The 18,036-nt window shown below is 44.4% G+C and carries 19 protein-coding genes; 1 reads left to right on the forward strand and 18 read right to left on the reverse strand.

Going from position 1 to position 18,036, the window contains the following annotated elements; genetic code table 11:
* Positions 1-75: 75 nt before the first annotated feature.
* The 12 genes from era to rpsU all read right to left on the reverse strand — a co-directional run bounded on the left by era (position 76) and on the right by rpsU (position 9,687).
* A complete protein-coding gene (gene era, locus NIE88_RS11160; RefSeq protein WP_253062156.1) occupies positions 76-981 on the reverse strand; it encodes a GTPase Era in 906 nt (301 codons plus the stop codon).
* Complete coding sequence (locus NIE88_RS11165; protein ID WP_253062158.1) at positions 981-1,373, reverse strand: cytidine deaminase; 393 nt, start codon at positions 1,371-1,373, stop codon at positions 981-983. The genes era and NIE88_RS11165 overlap by 1 nt, the downstream gene beginning before the upstream one ends.
* A 15-nt stretch (positions 1,374-1,388) precedes the next feature.
* Complete coding sequence (locus NIE88_RS11170) at positions 1,389-1,766, reverse strand: diacylglycerol kinase family protein (protein ID WP_253062160.1); 378 nt, start codon at positions 1,764-1,766, stop codon at positions 1,389-1,391.
* A gap of 1 nt (position 1,767) precedes the next feature.
* Positions 1,768-2,244, reverse strand: coding sequence for an rRNA maturation RNase YbeY (gene ybeY, locus NIE88_RS11175; RefSeq protein ID WP_253062162.1), 477 nt, complete (start codon positions 2,242-2,244; stop codon positions 1,768-1,770).
* Positions 2,241-4,391 (reverse strand): HD family phosphohydrolase, encoded by a 2,151-nt coding sequence (locus NIE88_RS11180; RefSeq protein ID WP_253062164.1) that lies wholly within the window; start codon positions 4,389-4,391, stop codon positions 2,241-2,243. The genes ybeY and NIE88_RS11180 overlap by 4 nt, the downstream gene beginning before the upstream one ends.
* Before the next feature lie 95 nt (positions 4,392-4,486).
* Positions 4,487-5,446: a PhoH family protein gene (locus tag NIE88_RS11185; RefSeq protein WP_253062166.1), complete on the reverse strand. Its 960-nt coding sequence runs from the start codon at positions 5,444-5,446 to the stop codon at positions 4,487-4,489.
* A gap of 124 nt (positions 5,447-5,570) precedes the next feature.
* Positions 5,571-6,785, reverse strand: coding sequence for a sporulation protein YqfD (yqfD, locus tag NIE88_RS11190; protein WP_253062168.1), 1,215 nt, complete (start codon positions 6,783-6,785; stop codon positions 5,571-5,573).
* Positions 6,786-6,800: 15 nt separating this feature from the next.
* Complete coding sequence (yqfC, locus tag NIE88_RS11195) at positions 6,801-7,082, reverse strand: sporulation protein YqfC (protein ID WP_253062169.1); 282 nt, start codon at positions 7,080-7,082, stop codon at positions 6,801-6,803.
* A gap of 261 nt (positions 7,083-7,343) precedes the next feature.
* The gene (locus NIE88_RS11200) at positions 7,344-7,805 is read right to left on the reverse strand and encodes a hypothetical protein (RefSeq protein WP_253062170.1); all 462 of its coding nucleotides are present in this window, start codon (positions 7,803-7,805) and stop codon (positions 7,344-7,346) included.
* Between the two features lie 29 nt (positions 7,806-7,834).
* On the reverse strand, positions 7,835-8,839 hold the full coding sequence (floA, locus tag NIE88_RS11205; protein ID WP_253062171.1) for a flotillin-like protein FloA: 1,005 nt from the start codon (positions 8,837-8,839) through the stop codon (positions 7,835-7,837).
* A 141-nt stretch (positions 8,840-8,980) separates the two neighbouring features.
* On the reverse strand, positions 8,981-9,424 hold the full coding sequence (locus NIE88_RS11210) for a GatB/YqeY domain-containing protein (RefSeq protein ID WP_253062172.1): 444 nt from the start codon (positions 9,422-9,424) through the stop codon (positions 8,981-8,983).
* Between the two features lie 83 nt (positions 9,425-9,507).
* Positions 9,508-9,687: a 30S ribosomal protein S21 gene (rpsU, locus tag NIE88_RS11215; protein WP_010025726.1), complete on the reverse strand. Its 180-nt coding sequence runs from the start codon at positions 9,685-9,687 to the stop codon at positions 9,508-9,510.
* Between the two features lie 271 nt (positions 9,688-9,958).
* Between rpsU and NIE88_RS11220 the strand changes: the two genes are divergently transcribed.
* The gene (locus NIE88_RS11220) at positions 9,959-10,879 is read left to right on the forward strand and encodes a Na/Pi symporter (RefSeq protein ID WP_253062173.1); all 921 of its coding nucleotides are present in this window, start codon (positions 9,959-9,961) and stop codon (positions 10,877-10,879) included.
* 182 nt (positions 10,880-11,061) lie between these two features.
* On the opposite strand, the gene mtaB is transcribed toward NIE88_RS11220, so the two are convergent.
* From mtaB to grpE, 6 genes are all read right to left on the reverse strand, one after another.
* A complete protein-coding gene (gene mtaB, locus NIE88_RS11225) occupies positions 11,062-12,411 on the reverse strand; it encodes a tRNA (N(6)-L-threonylcarbamoyladenosine(37)-C(2))-methylthiotransferase MtaB (RefSeq protein ID WP_253062174.1) in 1,350 nt (449 codons plus the stop codon).
* 2 nt (positions 12,412-12,413) lie between these two features.
* A complete protein-coding gene (locus NIE88_RS11230; protein WP_253062175.1) occupies positions 12,414-13,181 on the reverse strand; it encodes a 16S rRNA (uracil(1498)-N(3))-methyltransferase in 768 nt (255 codons plus the stop codon).
* On the reverse strand, positions 13,181-14,125 hold the full coding sequence (gene prmA, locus NIE88_RS11235) for a 50S ribosomal protein L11 methyltransferase (RefSeq protein ID WP_253062176.1): 945 nt from the start codon (positions 14,123-14,125) through the stop codon (positions 13,181-13,183). Before prmA ends, NIE88_RS11230 begins: the two co-directional genes overlap by 1 nt.
* A gap of 61 nt (positions 14,126-14,186) precedes the next feature.
* Complete coding sequence (gene dnaJ, locus NIE88_RS11240) at positions 14,187-15,314, reverse strand: molecular chaperone DnaJ (protein ID WP_253062177.1); 1,128 nt, start codon at positions 15,312-15,314, stop codon at positions 14,187-14,189.
* A 183-nt stretch (positions 15,315-15,497) separates the two neighbouring features.
* The gene (dnaK, locus tag NIE88_RS11245) at positions 15,498-17,342 is read right to left on the reverse strand and encodes a molecular chaperone DnaK (RefSeq protein WP_253062179.1); all 1,845 of its coding nucleotides are present in this window, start codon (positions 17,340-17,342) and stop codon (positions 15,498-15,500) included.
* A 48-nt stretch (positions 17,343-17,390) separates the two neighbouring features.
* Positions 17,391-18,035: a nucleotide exchange factor GrpE gene (gene grpE, locus NIE88_RS11250; RefSeq protein WP_253062181.1), complete on the reverse strand. Its 645-nt coding sequence runs from the start codon at positions 18,033-18,035 to the stop codon at positions 17,391-17,393.
* Position 18,036 lies beyond the last annotated feature (1 nt).

An 18,036-nucleotide genomic window follows, 5' to 3' on the forward strand; every position in this document is an offset into this window, starting at 1 on the left:
TCACTAATTAGCGTTAACGAAAAGCGGAGAAACATGTGAAGAAATGATTGTCAATTAAAATTGAATGGGTATACATTAATCTTCTTGAATCGTGTAGCCAAAGTTCTTGAGTTCTTCTTCTTTATCGCGCCAGTTCTTATCCACCTTTACCCACAGCTCCAGGAATACCTTGGAGCCGATCAGGGCTTCAATCTCCTTACGTGCCAGCGTTCCGATTTCCTTTAACATACTGCCTGACTTTCCAATAATAATCCCTTTTTGAGAGGAGCGTTCGACCATAATTGTCGCTTGAATTTCCGTAAGATGACGATGCTCGTCCACCTTCATTTTGTCAATGACAACAGCGATTGCATGCGGCACTTCATCCCGGGTCAAATGGAGAATCTTTTCACGGATTAATTCCGCAACAATAAATCGTTCCGGATGATCGGTAACCTGATCATCCGGGTAATACTTCGGACCTTGCGGAAGATAGTGACTGATTTGATCCATGAGTGTCGAGACGTTTTGGCCTTGAAGCGCCGATATCGGAATTATTTCTTTAAATGAATACAGCTGGCGGTAGCGGTCAATCAGCGGCAGCAATTCATCCGGATGCACTTTATCAATTTTATTGACAATCAAGAATACAGGCACATCTGTCTTTTTCAAGAAATCAATAATAAACTGATCACCTCGCCCGTAGCCCTGTTCAGCATCAATAAGAAACAGCACAAGATCCACTTCATTCAGTGTAGCGAGTGCCAGTGAAGTCATCATTTGTCCAAGCTTATGTTTCGGTTTATGTATACCCGGCGTATCGATAAATATGACTTGCTCGGCATCGGTCGTGTAAATTCCATGAATCTTATTTCTTGTTGTCTGCGCTTTATCACTCATAATCGCAATTTTTTGCCCAAGAACACGATTCAGCAAGGTTGATTTACCTACGTTCGGCCGACCGACGATGGCTGCAAATCCTGATTTGAACGCTTTGCTCATTACATATCCTCCGATACGAATGCACCCGGCAGCAGCTGAGCAACCGTAGTGAGTTCTATAATACCTTCCGTGTTTGACAAAATGACCCGCATGTCGCGTGGGCACAATTCGCTCATAACCTGCCTGCACGCACCGCACGGCGGCACAGGACGACGGCTGTCGGCAATCACCGCAATGGCTTCATAATCATGTTCCCCTTCTGAGAAGGCCTTAAAAATTGCTGTGCGTTCAGCACAATTGCATACCGAATACGCAGCATTTTCGATATTGCATCCGGTAAACACTTTACCCGATTTTGTGAGCAGAGCAGCACCGACCTGAAAATGAGAATAAGGCACATAGGCCATCTGCATCGCTCCTCGGGCAAGTGAAACAAGTTTTTTGTCATCCATTTATTTACACTCCTTTTAATTGATAATTAATGTATTCACGACAATAATGATAAAAACGACAACAGAGATAACTGAAAACCACCAGACAGCAGCCGCTGCTGCGTCCTTAGCGGCTTTAGCCATCGGATGCCGCTCCTGTGTCACCAAATCGACAACCCGCTCAATGGCTGTATTAACAAGCTCCAGGCTGATTACTCCGCCAATTAAAAGAAACACGATCATTAATTCAATTAGCGACACATGAATGAGAATTGAAAAGATGATCACTGCAACCGCAGCAAACATTTGGATATGAATATTTCTTTCCTGCACAAATGCGAGAATGAAGCCGGATATTGCGTCCTTAAAACTGTCAATAAGGTTCTTGTGTCTTCGAGGATGGCGGCCGTTCATCTTAATTCCTACTTAATCCGAACGAGGAGAGAATCTGTTCCTGAATTCCAAACATTTCTTTCTCCTGTTCCTCGGTTTGATGATCATAGCCGAGTAAGTGAAGCAAACCGTGAATCACGAGAAAACCAAGTTCTCGCTCAAATGAATGATTGTATTCGGCTGCCTGTTCATGAGTACGTTCAATCGAAATAATAATATCTCCGAGTACTCTCGGTTCTCCTTCTTCAGGCAGAATCGGCACCTCATCCTCTCCCATTTCTTCAAGTGCAAATGAGATTACATCGGTCGGGCGGTCAATTCCTCGATAATCGCGGTTAATCACCTGAATATGTTCATTATCTACAAATGTGAGGGAGCATTCAATTTCACCTTCTAAATTCAATTGTTCTGCGGCATGGTCGAGAAGATGAATCACATTTTCTTGTATTGTTTCATTAATTTCTCCAGTTTCATCATGCATATCAATCGTCATTGTCATTTTGTGTTCACCTTTTTCATTTTAAGATCTTTAGGATATTCAATACGCGAATGATATACACCTCTCAGCGTTTCGTCAATCGATTTTTCCACACTTTTCAGTTCTTTCAATGTGATCTTGCATTCATCGAACTGACCGTCGCTTAATCGATCATTGAAGATACTTTTCACAAGATTATTTACTTTAACCGGGTTTGGTTTTTTCATCGCGCGAACTGCGGCCTCTATACTGTCGGCAAGTTCAACAACCGCAGCCTCTTTCGTCTGTACTTTCGGTCCCGGATAGCGAAATTCGCTTTCATCAATCGGCTTGTCGCTTTGTTCTTGCGCTTTCACATAAAAATATTTAATCAGCGTGGTTCCGTGATGCTGCTCGGCGATATCAATGATTTCTTTCGGCATACGGTATTGGCGCAAAATATCAGCCCCGTCATAGGGATGGGAGATGATAATCGTGCGGCTGAGCTGCGGTGAAATTTTGTCATGTGGATTGACTCCGTCCATCTGATTTTCAACGAAAAACTTCGGCCGCTTTGTTTTGCCTACATCATGATAATATGCCGCAACGCGAGCGAGCAAACCGTTTGCGCCAATGACTTCGCATGCGCGTTCTGCCAAATTAGCTACCATGAGACTGTGATGATACGTTCCCGGTGCTTCAATCAATATCTTCCTCAGCAATGGGTGATTCGGGTTCGACAGCTCGATCAAGCGAATCGGTGAGAGAATGCTGAATCCTGTTTCAAATAGAGGCATCAAGCCATTTGTAAGAATTGCCGACAAAAAGCCTGATAATGCAGCGAATCCAAGACTGAGTCCGGTGTTCAGCGGCGAGAACGGTGTATTCTGAAACATTAACAGCGAAAGCACAACGAGCACATTCACGAGCGCGATAAGCCCGCCGGTTTGAATGATTTTCGGACGTGCCTGACGCTTCCGCAAAACCATCGCACCTGCCAGCGAAGAGAAGAATAAATAAATACCTAATGTCGAATCAAAAAGTGCCGCCTTTGCACTGATCCCGAATAGGACACTGCCGACCACTGAAAGAAGAAAACCTGAGACAATCGCGATTCGTTCGTTGAGCAGAATTCGTATCATCAGTGATGCCATTGCCAGCGGAACAAGAAAGCTGATCCCCGTAACATTGGTAAGTTTGAGATAGCTGCACAGCTTTATGAGCGCCGCAGCCCCGGAAAAAATGATTGCATAAATATATAAAAATTTCACTGAGTACTGCGGGTGCTTCTCTTTGAAGCGATAATACTCAAACCAAAAAATAAATATAATAAAACCAGTGAAAAGAAGGAGGCCAACAAAGGGAATTACATTGAAATGATCATCAAGGAGGCCGACCAGCTTAAGCTGACGGATCATATCGTTGGTAACCAGTTCACCCTTTTTCACGATGACTTCGCCTTGGTGAATCACAACATTATCTACGTTTCTCGCGGCCTCTTGCTTATTCTGTTTTGTCGCATTAGCATCAAAAGAATAATTAGCCGTAATATAAGAATGCAGTACATCGTTCAAGGCACGGCGTATCTTGTCATTCAATACCGAAGAAGGCAGTGATGCCGATGCTTTATCCTGAACACGTTCCAAATCATTCCAGCCAACTTTATCGTTCATTGCTTCATAAATACCCGTACTCGCAATGTCTTCAGCTATTTGCAAGTCATGGTCCGACGCCGTAAGCAGAGCAGTCAGTGTATTGTCGGATAAATGAGAATCGGCAGAATCAGAAAGACGATCCGAAATCATTTTTATTGCAGTATTGATCTGATCCTGATCCGAATCAGCAGATATCTTTTGCTCCTTTTTTACTGATGCAATCGTGTCAAACAGATCACCGACTTTTTCAACCTGCATCAGTCCAAGATTCTTATTGTATGCATAAGCAGATGGCGTCGAACCGATCGCTTCCTGCCGCTTCGCGTGCGTTGCTTGAGTATCTACCGTATCAATCGGCGACTGTATATCGGTCGTTGCTATTTCATGAAGCTTCACATTCGGATTCTTGGGCAGGACACTGCCGATCATCAGCCCGTACAAAATAAGACCGACAATCAGCAGAATGCTCCAATCAGCTAAATAAGTCAAGGCGAATTGCTTTATTTTTTGTCTAAATTGGATTTGTAATGTCATTGCTGCGCCTCCGCAACGGTTTTCCTCTGTATGCCTCGACAACAATCAAATCAGACATGCCCTTCTCAATCGCGAATCAGGCATCTATTTGGCAGTCAGTCGCCATAGGCTTCAATAATTTTTTGGACAAGCGGATGCCTTACAACATCAGTGCGATTTAGATGAATAAAAGATATACCATCGACATGCTCCAGCAATTCTTTTGCCGTCTTCAGTCCCGACTTCTTCCCTTTTGGCAGGTCGACTTGAGTCACATCTCCTGTAATAATCATTTTCGAACCAAATCCAAGACGTGTAAGGAACATTTTCATTTGTTCCTGAGTTGTATTCTGCGCTTCATCCAAGATGACATAGGCATCTTCCAATGTCCGCCCGCGCATATAAGCAAGCGGTGCTACTTCAATGGTACCTCGCTCAATCAAACGGAGCGTGTGTTCCGAGCCCAACACGTCGTGAAGCGCATCGTACAGAGGGCGCAGATACGGATCGACCTTCTCCTTCAAATCTCCGGGTAGAAACCCAAGACTTTCTCCGGCTTCGACTGCCGGTCTCGTCAAAACAAGCCGTTTAATTTTTCCCGCTTTCATCGCAGTCACCGCCATTACGACTGCCAGATATGTTTTTCCTGTTCCTGCAGGTCCGATGGCAAACACCATGTCGTGTTTCTTTATTGCCTCAACGTAATGCTTTTGGCCGAGTGTTTTGACACGAATCGGTTTTCCTTTGCTGTTGGTGGTGATTTCGTTCTCATATAAGTCATCAAAGGCCTCCATCTGGCCGTTATCTGCCATTTTAAGCGCGTAGACGGCATCTCGCCCTGTAATGGATATTCCTCTTCTTATCAGGCTCAGAAGCGCTTGCAGCACTTGTTCAACTTTACGTGCATCTGCCTCGTTTTCTGCTGAGACACTAACTGACCCACCTCGCGTTACAATTGAAATACCAAGTGTCTGTTCAATTATTTTTAAATGTGCATCTCCCGGTCCGAAAAGTACCAGCGCTTCGTTTCCATTTTCAAAATCCAATGTAATTTTATATAAATGGCGTTCTGGCAAGCTCTATGTGTCCTCCTCAAAAATCAGTAGCGTTTCCATCATTTTACCATATCTCGCTGTTTAAATTCCAATCCGTTTTAACGCGTCTCCCCTAGAGCTCGCAAAAAAAACGGATTTACGTTTGTCAATCCGTTTCCTGTTTCAATTTTTTCTTCTCCTTTTTAACATCAATGGCTTTAGGTACAGCGATGTTCTCGTTCACAACTTGGTGCGTTCGAATATATAAACTGTTATTCACGACCTTTTTATAGTCAACCGTTGAAGATACTATTTTCGATCCTTTCGGAAGGCTGTCCAGTAATTTCTTATCAGAAGACTCAATTGCATCTTTGATCGCCTGCTTCTGCGTTAATTTGCGTACGACCGTCTTCTTTTGTCTGTAGTTTTCCTGAATAAACGCAAACGGGGTCTTCCAGATCAGAAAACGAATCGGTTTTCGTATGATTTCACGATCATATTGCTTATACGGCTCAGACTTGAATCCCCACAATGGCATCTGAACATGCCACATTTTCAATTTATATTTGAAATATGTGTTGCCGGAATAAAGGGTATACTGGCTGACGAGCGGAATTTGGGCTTCTGAATGATACCACGTCTCCCCAACTACTTTTCCTTTTGCAGAAACAAATCGAGACGCCTTCTCATTTCCAATCCTGCCGCTGACCAATACTTGACCCTTTTTCACAAATTGATCACTTTCAACAACGGGTTGCCCGGTTTCAATGAATAGACGCTGAACAACCGCTTGCTTGGTCGCAACAAGATTCCTTGGTCCGGTAACCGATTTGGGCTTCGGGTATTTCTTTTGTACAACGCTGATCTTGTAGGTGGTACCCTCCTTTGAGACGCCGATCCATGTCACTTTTGTCAACTTTGTCGACAGGGCGCTCTCAAGACGGCCGGTATCCGGAATAAACAGGTCAAGTGATCCCTCATATAAATGATTCTGTTTCAGAATGCTTCGAATCTGCTCCTCCAATTTAACGTCTGCACCGTCCACTCGGATCGACCACACCATGTTCGAAAGGATGAGCAGCAGCAAGATAAAGAATAGAAAGCCCACTGTGATCCCCAGCCGCAGCCTCATTTTCTTCATGAAAAAGGGCAAACCCGCTTTCCTAAGAATACGAATCCGGCAATCTGAAGCCTTGAGCCACTTCTTTAATGTATTCGAGTCGGCAAGTTTTATAAAACAAATGAGGGTTGTCTCATTTTTGCGCACAATATGCCATATTTTCACGTGTTCGCGCATGCAGATTCGGATAAACTTTTCGGGGGCCTCGCCAATGATCTCTGCTTTCAAGTAGCCCTCTGCGCGATGTAATCTGTGCTTCAACCCGCCAGCCTCCCTTCAATTATCCACAAATCGGACATCATCCACCCGTCCTTGCAAAACGATTTCTTTTTCTAAAATTGTCTCAAGAACAAAATCATCACCCGCAATATGAAGCTCACCTTTATTCAATGCGAGTCTCAATTCCGTTTTGGAAAACGCGAGAACACTTTCGTAATTTTCTATGGAGAGACGGAACTGGCCCGTTAAGATTAATCGGGGCACACCCAATACAACATCTTCAGGAATGTCGGACACTTCGGCAAACCATTTTTTAAACTGAGCGCTCCATTTTCTCATGATCTCTCTCCACCTCTTTACAAACCTATGAACAAAAAATGGAGGCTAGCACTATGAATCTGCCAAATTACTGAGAAAGTCCGATGAAGCGGCAGGACAAGTTTCAGAGTGTGTCGGTCATTAACAATAGCGGTACGAAAATAGGAACTGCCGCATTGGAGTGGGTGCCAGGAGCACAAACCATCGGTTCCTTTCTGCTGAAATCCATTGTAAGAAAAAAGATCCGTCGGCCATTCCGGCTGCGGATCTTTTTTCAATGAGTTAACGTATTCGATTTTTAACAAAAAAAGGATGAGGCTGAACGGCTCTCGGTTTCCCAACGCATTCTGAAAAGACAAAGGCTTGGCGCAGCGAATCTTGATTCCGACTCCATCCCGTTCCGAAATTTCCTGATATGGAAGTTCTCGGTGTGTCCCGCATACTGTCTGCTGCTTTTTTTCCAGATGATTGATCGATTCGTTTTTTTGTTTCATAATACTGCTTCATGAACACATTCTCCGCAGGAATATCCGCAGATGCCTGTTCTGTTACTGGATCAGATTTCCGATTCATTGTTCGATCTCGTTCGGAGCGTTGTTGCACGGTTCGTTGAATCTGAGGCTGTGCCGTTCCTGAGCGTCGACCGCGTTCTTGCCGACGTTTCTGTTCTTCAGCATTTTGCTTCTCAACAGATTTTGCCACATAGAAAATGAACATGATGACGAGTCCGATAATCCAAACCATTGTCACTCCTCCTCTGTGAACTGCGACGATTACTTATATTCATCGCCTGATGTATTGTCGCTGTTGTTCTCCTTGCCGAATGAGTGACGCATTTCCGTATCTGCTTTGATATTATTGTAATTCATATAGTCCATGACGCCTAATTTCCCCGATTTCAGCGCAGATGCCATAGCTAATGGTACTTCAGACTCAGCCTCGACCACCTTAGCCCGCATCTCTTCAACACGGGCACGCATTTCTTGCTCATTGGCAACCGCCATTGCGCGCCGTTCTTCAGCCTTTGCCTGTGCAATATTTTTGTCTGCTTCAGCTTGTTCCGTCTGCAGAAAAGCACCAATATTCTTACCGACGTCTACATCGGCAATGTCAATCGATAGAATTTCAAAAGCAGTTCCGGCGTCAAGACCCTTTTCGAGCACGGTCTTGGAAATCGTATCCGGATTCTTTAAAACATCTTTATGTGTATGTGATGCACCAATTGTACTGACAACGCCTTCGCCAACACGGGCAACGACCGTTTCTTCGCCTGCACCGCCGACCAGGCGGTCAATATTTGCACGAACGGTAATCCTCGCCTTGACCTTAACCTCAATACCGTTAATAGCAACACCAGCAATATAGGGTGTTTCAATTACTTTTGGGTTGACGCTCATCTGCACAGCTTCAAGAACATTTCGTCCGGCCAGATCAATTGCTGCCGCACGTTCAAAGGTCAGGGCGATATTCGCACGATGTGCGGCGATCAGGGCATTAACGACTCGATCAACATTGCCGCCGGCTAGATAATGACTTTCCAGTTGATTTGTATGCAAATCAAGGCCGGCTTTGGTCGCCTTGATCAGCGGATCAATGACGCGTCTTGGAACAACACGTCTCAGCCTCATGCCGATCAGTGTAAAAATACTGATACGGACACCTGATGACAATGCCGAAATCCACAGCATCACCGGTACAAAAGTGAACAGAATGACAATCACAATAATGATAAGTGCTGCAATAATTAATATACCTACTGTTGAAGCATCTAATTGCATGTATTCATCCCCTAACGATTATAATCTGAAAGATCGTTTTTAGCTATTATGGTTACCATACAAAAGACTTCAAAATAAAGAAGACTTATGTAAACAAAGCTCTGTTTGCTTTTTGTGACAAACAGAGCTTCTTTTATCCTTTTAACTTAATTTACTGCGTACGATTTTATTGACCATGCTGCCATCCGCCCGGCCTTTGACTTTTGGCATGACCGCTTTCATCACTTTGCCAATTTCTGCCTTGGAGGCAGCGCCGATTTCCGAAATTGTTTCATCTATAATCGCCGCAACTTTCTCTTCAGAAAGCTGTTCAGGCATATAAGATTGAACAATAGCAATTTCATTGGTGACTTCATCAATTAGATCCTGTCGCCCTGCATTCTTAAACTCTTGGAGGGAGTCTTTCCTCTGCTTAAGTTCTCGGGTCAGAACCGCCAATGCCTCGTCGTCGGACAATGGTTTACCAAGCTTGATCGATTCGTTCTGCAGCGATGTCTTGATCATGCGAATAACCGAGAGACGTGCTTTCTCCCTCGCTTTCATCGCGTGTTTCATATCTGTAGTCAAACGATCAACAAGGCTCATTTTAGTGCTCCTTTTTGAAATTGTTCAAATCATCGGGAAAATCACAGTTACTTCTGAACTCATCCCTTTGTTGAACAAATCTTTTAATATCTGCGGCGTTTTTTACGCGCAGCCTCAGATTTCTTCTTGCGCTTAACACTTGGTTTCTCGTAATTTCTCCGTTTCTTAACTTCTGCTAATGTACCGGATTTTGAGACCGACCGTTTAAAGCGTCGCAGCGCATCTTCAATCGATTCATTCTTCCGAACTCTTGTCTCGACCATCTTTGTTTCCCTCCCTCCAAAAACGAAAACAATTCAACTGACATCTCTTTTATGTCAATTGCCATTATATACGATAGAAAACAAATTATCAAATCGGTTTTTCCCGTCTCCAGTCATATTATGCATTGATTTAAGCACTAAGTGAATGCGGTCTACTTATTTTTTTGACAGCTTATCGTGATTCCTCTGATTCTTTAACTTTTTTCCACGCACACATTTTTTTGTCATTCCTTATTACACTTGTCCATACAATAGGACGAGGTGATCGACCGTGGATCAGCAGGTTATTATTTTTATACTATATATTTTACTTTTTCTATTCGGAATGGGCGTCATGACAGGAGGCATGCACGCGCTTGTCGGAAACCGAATGCGCCGTACACTTGAGCGTACCGCAAATACACCGCTGAAAGGGCTTGTGATCGGTACGTTTGCGTCCATGCTTCTGCAGAGCAGTTCAGCCGTCACAATCATTACTGTCGGCTTAATCGGTGCTCAGGCAATGCGTTTTTCGCAAAGTGTCGGCATTATTCTCGGTGCCAATATTGGTACAACCTTAACCGGTGAAATTGCCGCTTTGCCCGTTGGTTCCATTCATTACGTTTTTTTGGGCGCCGGGGTGCTCATGATGTGCCTGCCGTTCCGCCGCTTTTTTTCGATCGGATCCTTCCTGTTCGGCATCGGCTGTCTCTTCGCATCAATGAATGGTTTCAGTTCATTGTCTGAAACACTTATTCAATCACCGTTTATTCGTGATCTTCTTGTTGATGCCAACGAGAGTATGATTTACGCAGTTATTGTCGGTACTCTTTTTTCGGCAATCATCCAGTCCAGTTCTGCAACCTTGCTTGTATGCATGGGCTTTTTAGACCACAATATTTTATCGCTGCCCGCTGCAATTGCAATTATGCTCGGTTCAAATGTGGGCACATGTCTCACAACCTATATTGCAAGTCTTGGAACCGGAAGGGAAGGCCGGTGGACGGCGTATACCCATATTCTTTTCAATGTGCTGAGTGTGATCGTCTTCTTTCCATTCATTCACTTTATGTCCGACTATTCCATGATGATCGGCGGAACCGGGAGAGCAGCCCTCGCCCATGCCTCTGTTCTTTTCAACCTGATCACCGGCTTTATTGCCGTTCCTTTGGCAGGTCCGTTCGGCCGCTGGGTAGAGCGCACCCGATTGTAAAAAAACGTGACCTTGACCAGCCTTTGGCGCAGACAGAACATCCGCAGGAGGTGCACGTAGTTAGCGAAAGTTCCTTTTCCGTTTTCTTATACTAGACAGCTCTTAGTTCTCATTTGTATAAAGAAAAACTTACCAATCAGCAAGTTTTTCTTTACAGGATTCATATCGTTCCTTCAGTTAGATTAGCCCATCGCTTCTGAAGGTTCACTTTCCACAATACGCACATACACACCTTCGCTAATCGGATAACCTGTCTTTATGAGCTTAATGCGCACCAGTTTTCCAACAATATCCGTAGATGGATATTTAAATTTCACTTTTAAATAATTATCGGTAAATCCGACGAAATACCCATCCGGTTCGCGATGATTCAGGGGTTCCTCAGGAATGACTTCCAGAACCTGATCAAGATACCTTTCTGCGTACTCCTCTGATAATTTCGCTGACAATTCAATCAGGCGATTAACCCGATCATGCTTGACTTCATCAGGAATTTGATTCGGCATGCCTGCTGCTGGCGTACCCGTTCTCTTTGAATATGGAAAAACATGGAGTTCAGAGAAATGAAGATCACGAATAAAATCATAGGTTTCCTGAAATTCTTCATCCGTTTCGCCCGGAAAACCAACGATGACATCCGAAGTCAGCGCAAAATCAGGCAGTGCTTGACGCAGACGCGCGATTTTCTCCGCAAAAAAACCTGTTTTGTATTTGCGATGCATGCGCTCCAGCACAGTATCTGAGCCTGCTTGAAGCGGAATATGAAGATGTCTGGCCAGAATCTTCGATTTACCTACAACATCAATCACTTCATCAGTGATTTGACTCGCTTCGATTGAAGAGATTCTCAGCCGCGTCAACCCGTGCACATTATTCTCTAAATCCCGGAGCAGCCGTGCGAAATTATAGTTATCCATGTCTTCGCCATAACCAGCCGTATGTATTCCGGTCAGGACAATTTCTTTATAGCCGGCATCGACCAGCTGCTGTGCCTGCTTCAATACATTCCCAGGTTCGCGGGAACGTAAAAGCCCGCGCGCCCAAGGAATCACGCAAAATGTACAGAAGTTATTGCAGCCTTCCTGAATCTTCAGTGATGCCCGCGTTCGATCTGTGAATTCGGGAACATCCAATTCTTCGTAAATCTTCGCTTTCATAATGTCGCTAACACCATTAATCGGTTCACGATCCTTACGGTATTGATCAACGAATCCGAGCAGATGATTACGGTCTTGGGTACCGACAACAATATCGACACCCGGTATTGACATAACCTCGGCAGGGGATGTTTGTGCATAGCAGCCCGTCACACAGATGACGGCATCCGGATTGCTGCGAATGGCACGTCGAATCGTCTGACGGCTCTTTTGGTCGCCTGTATTCGTTACCGTGCATGTATTAATAACATAAACATCTGCATGTTTTTCGAATTCAGCACGATCATAGCCACTCTTCTTAAAAAGCTGCCAGATCGCCTCAGTTTCGTAGTGATTAACTTTGCATCCTAAGGTATGAAAAGCAACAGAAGGCATTTTTAATCATCCACCTCACAATTTAGTAATTCAAAATGGTAGGAAATTGCCGACAACAAATAAATTGCCGTAGTCTCGGTTCTTAATATTCTAGGACCGAGTCCGCAAAGAACAAATCCATGATCTTCAAGTTTCTTTGCCTCGTCAACTGAGAGTCCCCCTTCCGGACCGATAACTGCCAGTAGGCGATCACCTTTATTCATCTTTTTCAATAGGGTTGGAAATCCGGCCTGTGCACCTGATTTAGCCGTTTCTTCAAAAGCAACCATTTTATAATCACAGGAAGTGCTGTAAGCGATCAATTGGTCAAGATCCATGGGTTCGCTCAATTTGGGAACATACAGTCGATGCGACTGTTCTGCGGCTTCTTTGCTGATTTTCTCTAAACGAAGCCGTTTCTTATCCTTTTTATTCTTCTTCCACAATGCGATTGATCGCTGCGCTTGAAATGGGATGAAAAGAGAAGCACCGCATTCCGTCCCCTTCTGAATAATTGTATCGAATTTATCGGCCTTGGGTATGCCTTGAGCAATGGTTACCTGAATGGGCAGTTCGGAATTGCCAGTAATTTTTTGCTTAATAACCGCGCAAACCTGTCCTCCATCGATGCTTTCGACAGCGCACAAGTAAGCTTTTCCCTTATTATTCGCACAAATGAGCGAATCAGAGGGTTTCATACGCATCACCTTTTGAATATGACGCGCATCATCGCCGGTAATAACAACGTGATGCTCAGTAAAATGATCCTCAGGAACAAAATAGCGTTGCATTATTCCGCCTTCTCAGCAACGAGAGCAATCCAGTCACCGGAGTCCATTTCTTCGATCACGTGCAACCCTGACTTAATAAGTGCTTCTTTTACTTGTTCTTTTTTGGGCCTGATAATACCTGAAGCGATAAGCAGACCGTCCTTTTGCAGTAAATCCGCGACTCCGCCTTCTGCCAACCGGATCACAAGTTCTGCAAGGAGATTGGCAACAACAATGGCATATTGACCCTTGACATTATCAGAAAGGTTATTGCGACTGACTGTCACCACATCTTGAACCTTATTTAATTTGACGTTAATTTTAGCAGATTGAACGGCTACTTGATCTAAATCCACTGCATGAACCTTGCGGGCGCCAAGTTTCGCCGCAGCAATGGCCAATACCCCTGTGCCTGTACCCACATCAAGAACCTCTGCCTTTTTGGACATATGAGTTTCAAGTGCCTCAATGCATAGCACTGTTGTCGGATGTGTTCCTGTACCGAATGCCATCCCAGGGTCGAGTTCAATCACCTTTCGGTTCGGATCTTCAGGATCAAAGTTTTCCCATGTTGGAACAATATAAAAATGTTCGCCAACGCTTACCGGTTTATAATATTTTTTCCAAGCAGTTGCCCATTCTTCCTCATTGTGCTCACTGAACGTAAGGCGCCCATCACCTAAGTCGATATCATACAAAAGAAGACTGTTTACCGATTGTTTAATCTCTTCTACCGTTTCCCCAAGAAAACTGTTAACAGGCAAATACGCTTTTACGTTTACGCCATCAATGGGATAGTCAGCGGGATCAAGCGAATATTCCGATCCTTCATCAGAAAGAAAAGTTTGCTGCAGATCCTGAGAATCTTCAATAACGACACCGCCTGCACCAGCTTCATAAAGAATATTGGTCACCGGCTCAATCGCTTCTTCAGTTGTATGAATGCAAATTTCCGACCATTTCATCGCGTAAGTGGATTCGCTCCTTGTAGCTGTTTCATTTTTTTGTCATCACTGAAAAGATTGGTCAGTCAGCCTTGAATACTTTTTTCATCTTACCAAGGATGCCTTCATCATCTTCACTTATTTTATTTCCGCTAAGTTCAGCTAGCTTCTTGAATACCGCTTTTTCTTCATTGGACAGATGCTTCGGTGTGACAATCTTCACGGTGACATGTTCATCGCCTTGACCGTAGCCTCTGACATTCTTAATCCCCTTGCCTCTCAGGCGGAATTTAGTACCAGTCTGAGTTCCGGCAGGAATGCGCAGCTTCACTTTTCCGTAAAGTGTCGGTACTTCGATTTCATCGCCGAGTGCTGCTTGAGCAAAATTCAAAGGGACCTCCAGTAAAACATCATCGCCGGCTCTTTGATAATATTTATGCGGTTTGACACTGAACACAATGTACAAATCTCCTGACGGTCCTCCGTTCACTCCAGGTTCACCTTGACCGGATAAACGAATCTGTTGACCGTCATCAATACCTGCAGGAATCTTAACTTCAATCTTTTTGTTTACTTTCATTTTACCTGTGCCGGCACAGGTTCCGCATGGATTCTTAATTATTTTACCGGTGCCATGGCAGTATGGGCAAACACGTCGATTCACAATACGGCCGAACGGTGTATTCTGTTCTTGATTCAGTTGTCCGGTGCCGTGACAATGAGAACATTGCACCGGCTTTGTCCCCGGCTTTGCCCCGGTACCATGACAAGTCGTACATGTTTCTTCCTTTGGAATCCGGATGTCCGTACTTTTGCCGAACGCAGCTTCTTCAAAGGTAATTGACATTTCGTATTGCAGATCCGATCCCTGACGCGGTGCATTGGGATCACGGCGTCTTGAACCGCCGTTAAAAATTTGATCAAAAATATCGCCAAAGCCGCCAAAGTCAGCACCGCTGAATCCTTGTGCACCGCCAAAGCCGCCTTGATTCGGATCAGCTTCGCCAAATTGATCGTACTGCGCTCTTTTTTGAGGATCGCTTAACGTCTCATAGGCTTTTGAAACCTCTTTAAATTTTTCCGGCGCATCCGCATCTTTATTTACATCGGGATGATATTTTCGTGCCAGTTTTCGAAATGCTTTTTTAATTTCTTCCTTCGACGCGTCTTTACTTACACCTAGGATTTCGTAATAATCCCGCTTACTCATCAAATCACTCCCGAAATGATTTCACATAGAGTTTATCATATCATTCGCCTGGCTGCTTAAGCAAGAAAAAGCCAAAGCCAGAAACCACGTCCGACTTCGACTTTCTCAAAAATTGCTTCCAGGCTTGAATCATGTGAGTCGCAAAAGGCTCCATTGATTCGATCATTGGCTAGTATATGACCATCAGTTCTTTTTGTTCTTGTCTTTGTCCTCATCATTGACTTCTTTGTAATCTGCATCGACAACATTGTCGTCGTCTTTTTTGCCGCTTGCCGAATCCTGCGCACCTTGTGCCGCCTGCTGAGCTTGTTGATACAGCTTAACAGAGAGCTGCTGAACGATTTCATTCAATTCATCTTTGGCTGTCTTGATTGCCTCATTATCTTTGCCGTCAAGTGCTTTTTTCAGTTTATCTTTAGCCGCCTCTGCCTTTGATTTCTCGGAAGCGTCAACTTTATCACCAAGATCTTTCAATGTCTTTTCCGTCGCAAAGATTAATTGGTCTGCTTCATTGCGAAGATCAACTTCCTCTTTGCGTTTCTTATCTGCATCGGCATTTGCTTCAGCATCTTTAACCATCTTGTCAATTTCTTCATCGCTAAGACCTGAAGACGATTGAATGGTAATCGACTGTTCTTTATTTGTTCCTTTATCCTTTGCCTTAACGTTAACAATACCGTTCGCATCAATTTCAAAAGTTACTTCGATCTGCGGAATACCGCGAGGAGCCGGCGGAATATCGGTCAATTGGAACCGTCCAAGCGTTTTATTATCCGCAGCCATTTGCCGTTCACCCTGCAGCACATGGATATCCACAGCCGTTTGGTTATCGGCAGCCGTAGAGAACACTTGCGATTTGCTGGTTGGAATTGTCGTGTTGCGATCAATCAGTTTCGTGAACACACCGCCCATCGTCTCAATACCGAGAGACAGCGGGGTAACATCAAGCAGGACGACATCTTTAACATCGCCGGTAAGAACGCCGCCTTGAATTGCCGCACCGACGGCAACGACCTCATCAGGGTTAACTCCCTTGCTTGGTTCTTTGCCAGTCAGATTCTTGATTGCTGCTTGAACAGCAGGAATACGCGTTGAACCGCCGACAAGAATGATTTTGTGAATATCGTCCATCGTCATATCTGCGTCGGACAAAGCTTGACGGACAGGCCCCATTGTCGATTCGACGAGGTCTGCAGTTAATTCATCGAATTTTGCACGTGAAAGATTCATTTCCAAGTGTTTCGGACCGGTTGCATCCGCAGAAATAAACGGCAGGGAAATTTGCGCCTGTGAAACGCCGGAAAGCTCTTTCTTTGCTTTTTCAGCCGCATCTTTCAAACGCTGCAAGGCCATTTTATCACCGGAAAGATCAATACCGGTTTCCTTCTTAAATTCACTGGTCAAATAATTGATAATACGTTCGTCGAAATCGTCACCGCCCAGTTTATTGTTTCCGGCAGTCGCTTTAACTTCGAAAATGCCGTCGCCAAGTTCAAGAATGGATACGTCAAACGTACCGCCGCCAAGGTCGAAGACAAGAATCGTCTGATCTTCGCCTTTATCAAGACCATAAGCAAGTGAAGCTGCTGTTGGTTCATTGATGATTCTTAGCACTTCGAGTCCGGAAATCTTGCCTGCATCTTTAGTCGCCTGACGTTGAGCGTCGTTAAAGTAAGCAGGTACCGTAATAACCGCTTTCTCTACTTTTTCACCAAGATAGGCTTCAGCATCTGATTTCAGTTTTTGGAGAATGATTGCTGAAATTTCTTGAGGCGTATATTTTTTGCCTTCAACCTCAACTTTATAATCAGAACCCATATGACGTTTGATTGAAAGAATCGTGTTCGGGTTAGTTACCGCTTGACGTTTTGCCACTTCACCGACCTGACGTTCGCCATTCTTGAAAGCAACGGCAGAAGGAGTGGTACGCGCGCCTTCCGGATTAGGGATAACGACAGGTTCGCCGCCTTCCATAACCGCCACACAAGAATTTGTCGTTCCTAAGTCAATACCAATAATTTTACTCATGCTCATTTCCTCCTAATAGTAAAAAACATTAAGTTTGAACCGTCTGAATCAAGAGCTGACTTTCACCATTGCCGGACGTATCACTCGTCCATTAAGTGTATAGCCCGCTTGAAGCACTTGAATAACCGTTCCGGATTCATGATTGCCGCTTTCCTCCTGCATCACTGCTTGGTGAACGTTGGGATCAAAAGGCTGGTGCAGAGAAGGAATTTCTTCAACGCCCTCTTTTTTAAGTGCGCTTTCCAATTTCGACAACACCATTTCCATTCCCTTTTTTAAAGCCCTTGCATCTTCGGACACAGCTTCAACTGCAAGTGCACGTTGAAAATTATCAAGAATCTCAAGCATATCCGAGACAAGATCCTGCGCTCGAAACTTACGCGCATCCGCTTTTTCCTTATTCGTGCGCTTTCGAAAGTTATCAAAATCGGCCTGTGTTCTGAGTCGCTGATTAACCGCGTCATCCGCCTGCTTTTTCAGTGCGTCGATCTCCGCTGTTTGTTCAGCAATTTGCTTCAAAAGTGCCTCAACATCTGAGGCTGCTTTTTTCGTAGCTTCAGCATCATCCACTTTCGGTTCGCCCGCGGAATCAGCGGCCGCATCTTCAACCGCTTTATCCTCAGTCTGCTTTTTTTTCATTTCTTCTGTTTCTTCATTTGTACTGTTTGTTTCTTTATTTGCCTGCTCTGTCATA

Source organism: Sporolactobacillus shoreicorticis, assembly GCF_024125445.1.
In the GTDB taxonomy this organism is placed as follows: Bacteria; Bacillota; Bacilli; order Bacillales; family Sporolactobacillaceae; genus Sporolactobacillus; species Sporolactobacillus shoreicorticis.

Coding starts and splice junctions, on each gene's coding strand:
- era (WP_253062156.1), bottom strand. CDS start 981: ATGAGCAAAGCGTTCAAATCAGGATTTGCAGCCATCGTCGGTCGGCCG.
- NIE88_RS11165 (WP_253062158.1), bottom strand. CDS start 1,373: ATGGATGACAAAAAACTTGTTTCACTTGCCCGAGGAGCGATGCAGATG.
- NIE88_RS11170 (WP_253062160.1), bottom strand. CDS start 1,766: ATGAACGGCCGCCATCCTCGAAGACACAAGAACCTTATTGACAGTTTT.
- ybeY (WP_253062162.1), bottom strand. CDS start 2,244: ATGACAATGACGATTGATATGCATGATGAAACTGGAGAAATTAATGAA.
- NIE88_RS11180 (WP_253062164.1), bottom strand. CDS start 4,391: ATGACATTACAAATCCAATTTAGACAAAAAATAAAGCAATTCGCCTTG.
- yqfC (WP_253062169.1), bottom strand. CDS start 7,082: ATGAGAAAATGGAGCGCTCAGTTTAAAAAATGGTTTGCCGAAGTGTCC.
- NIE88_RS11200 (WP_253062170.1), bottom strand. CDS start 7,805: ATGGTTTGGATTATCGGACTCGTCATCATGTTCATTTTCTATGTGGCA.
- floA (WP_253062171.1), bottom strand. CDS start 8,839: ATGCAATTAGATGCTTCAACAGTAGGTATATTAATTATTGCAGCACTT.
- NIE88_RS11210 (WP_253062172.1), bottom strand. CDS start 9,424: ATGAGCCTTGTTGATCGTTTGACTACAGATATGAAACACGCGATGAAA.
- rpsU (WP_010025726.1), bottom strand. CDS start 9,687: ATGGTCGAGACAAGAGTTCGGAAGAATGAATCGATTGAAGATGCGCTG.
- mtaB (WP_253062174.1), bottom strand. CDS start 12,411: ATGCCTTCTGTTGCTTTTCATACCTTAGGATGCAAAGTTAATCACTAC.
- NIE88_RS11230 (WP_253062175.1), bottom strand. CDS start 13,181: ATGCAACGCTATTTTGTTCCTGAGGATCATTTTACTGAGCATCACGTT.
- prmA (WP_253062176.1), bottom strand. CDS start 14,125: ATGAAATGGTCGGAAATTTGCATTCATACAACTGAAGAAGCGATTGAG.
- dnaJ (WP_253062177.1), bottom strand. CDS start 15,314: ATGAGTAAGCGGGATTATTACGAAATCCTAGGTGTAAGTAAAGACGCG.
- dnaK (WP_253062179.1), bottom strand. CDS start 17,342: ATGAGTAAAATTATTGGTATTGACTTAGGAACGACAAATTCTTGTGTG.
- grpE (WP_253062181.1), bottom strand. CDS start 18,035: ATGACAGAGCAGGCAAATAAAGAAACAAACAGTACAAATGAAGAAACA.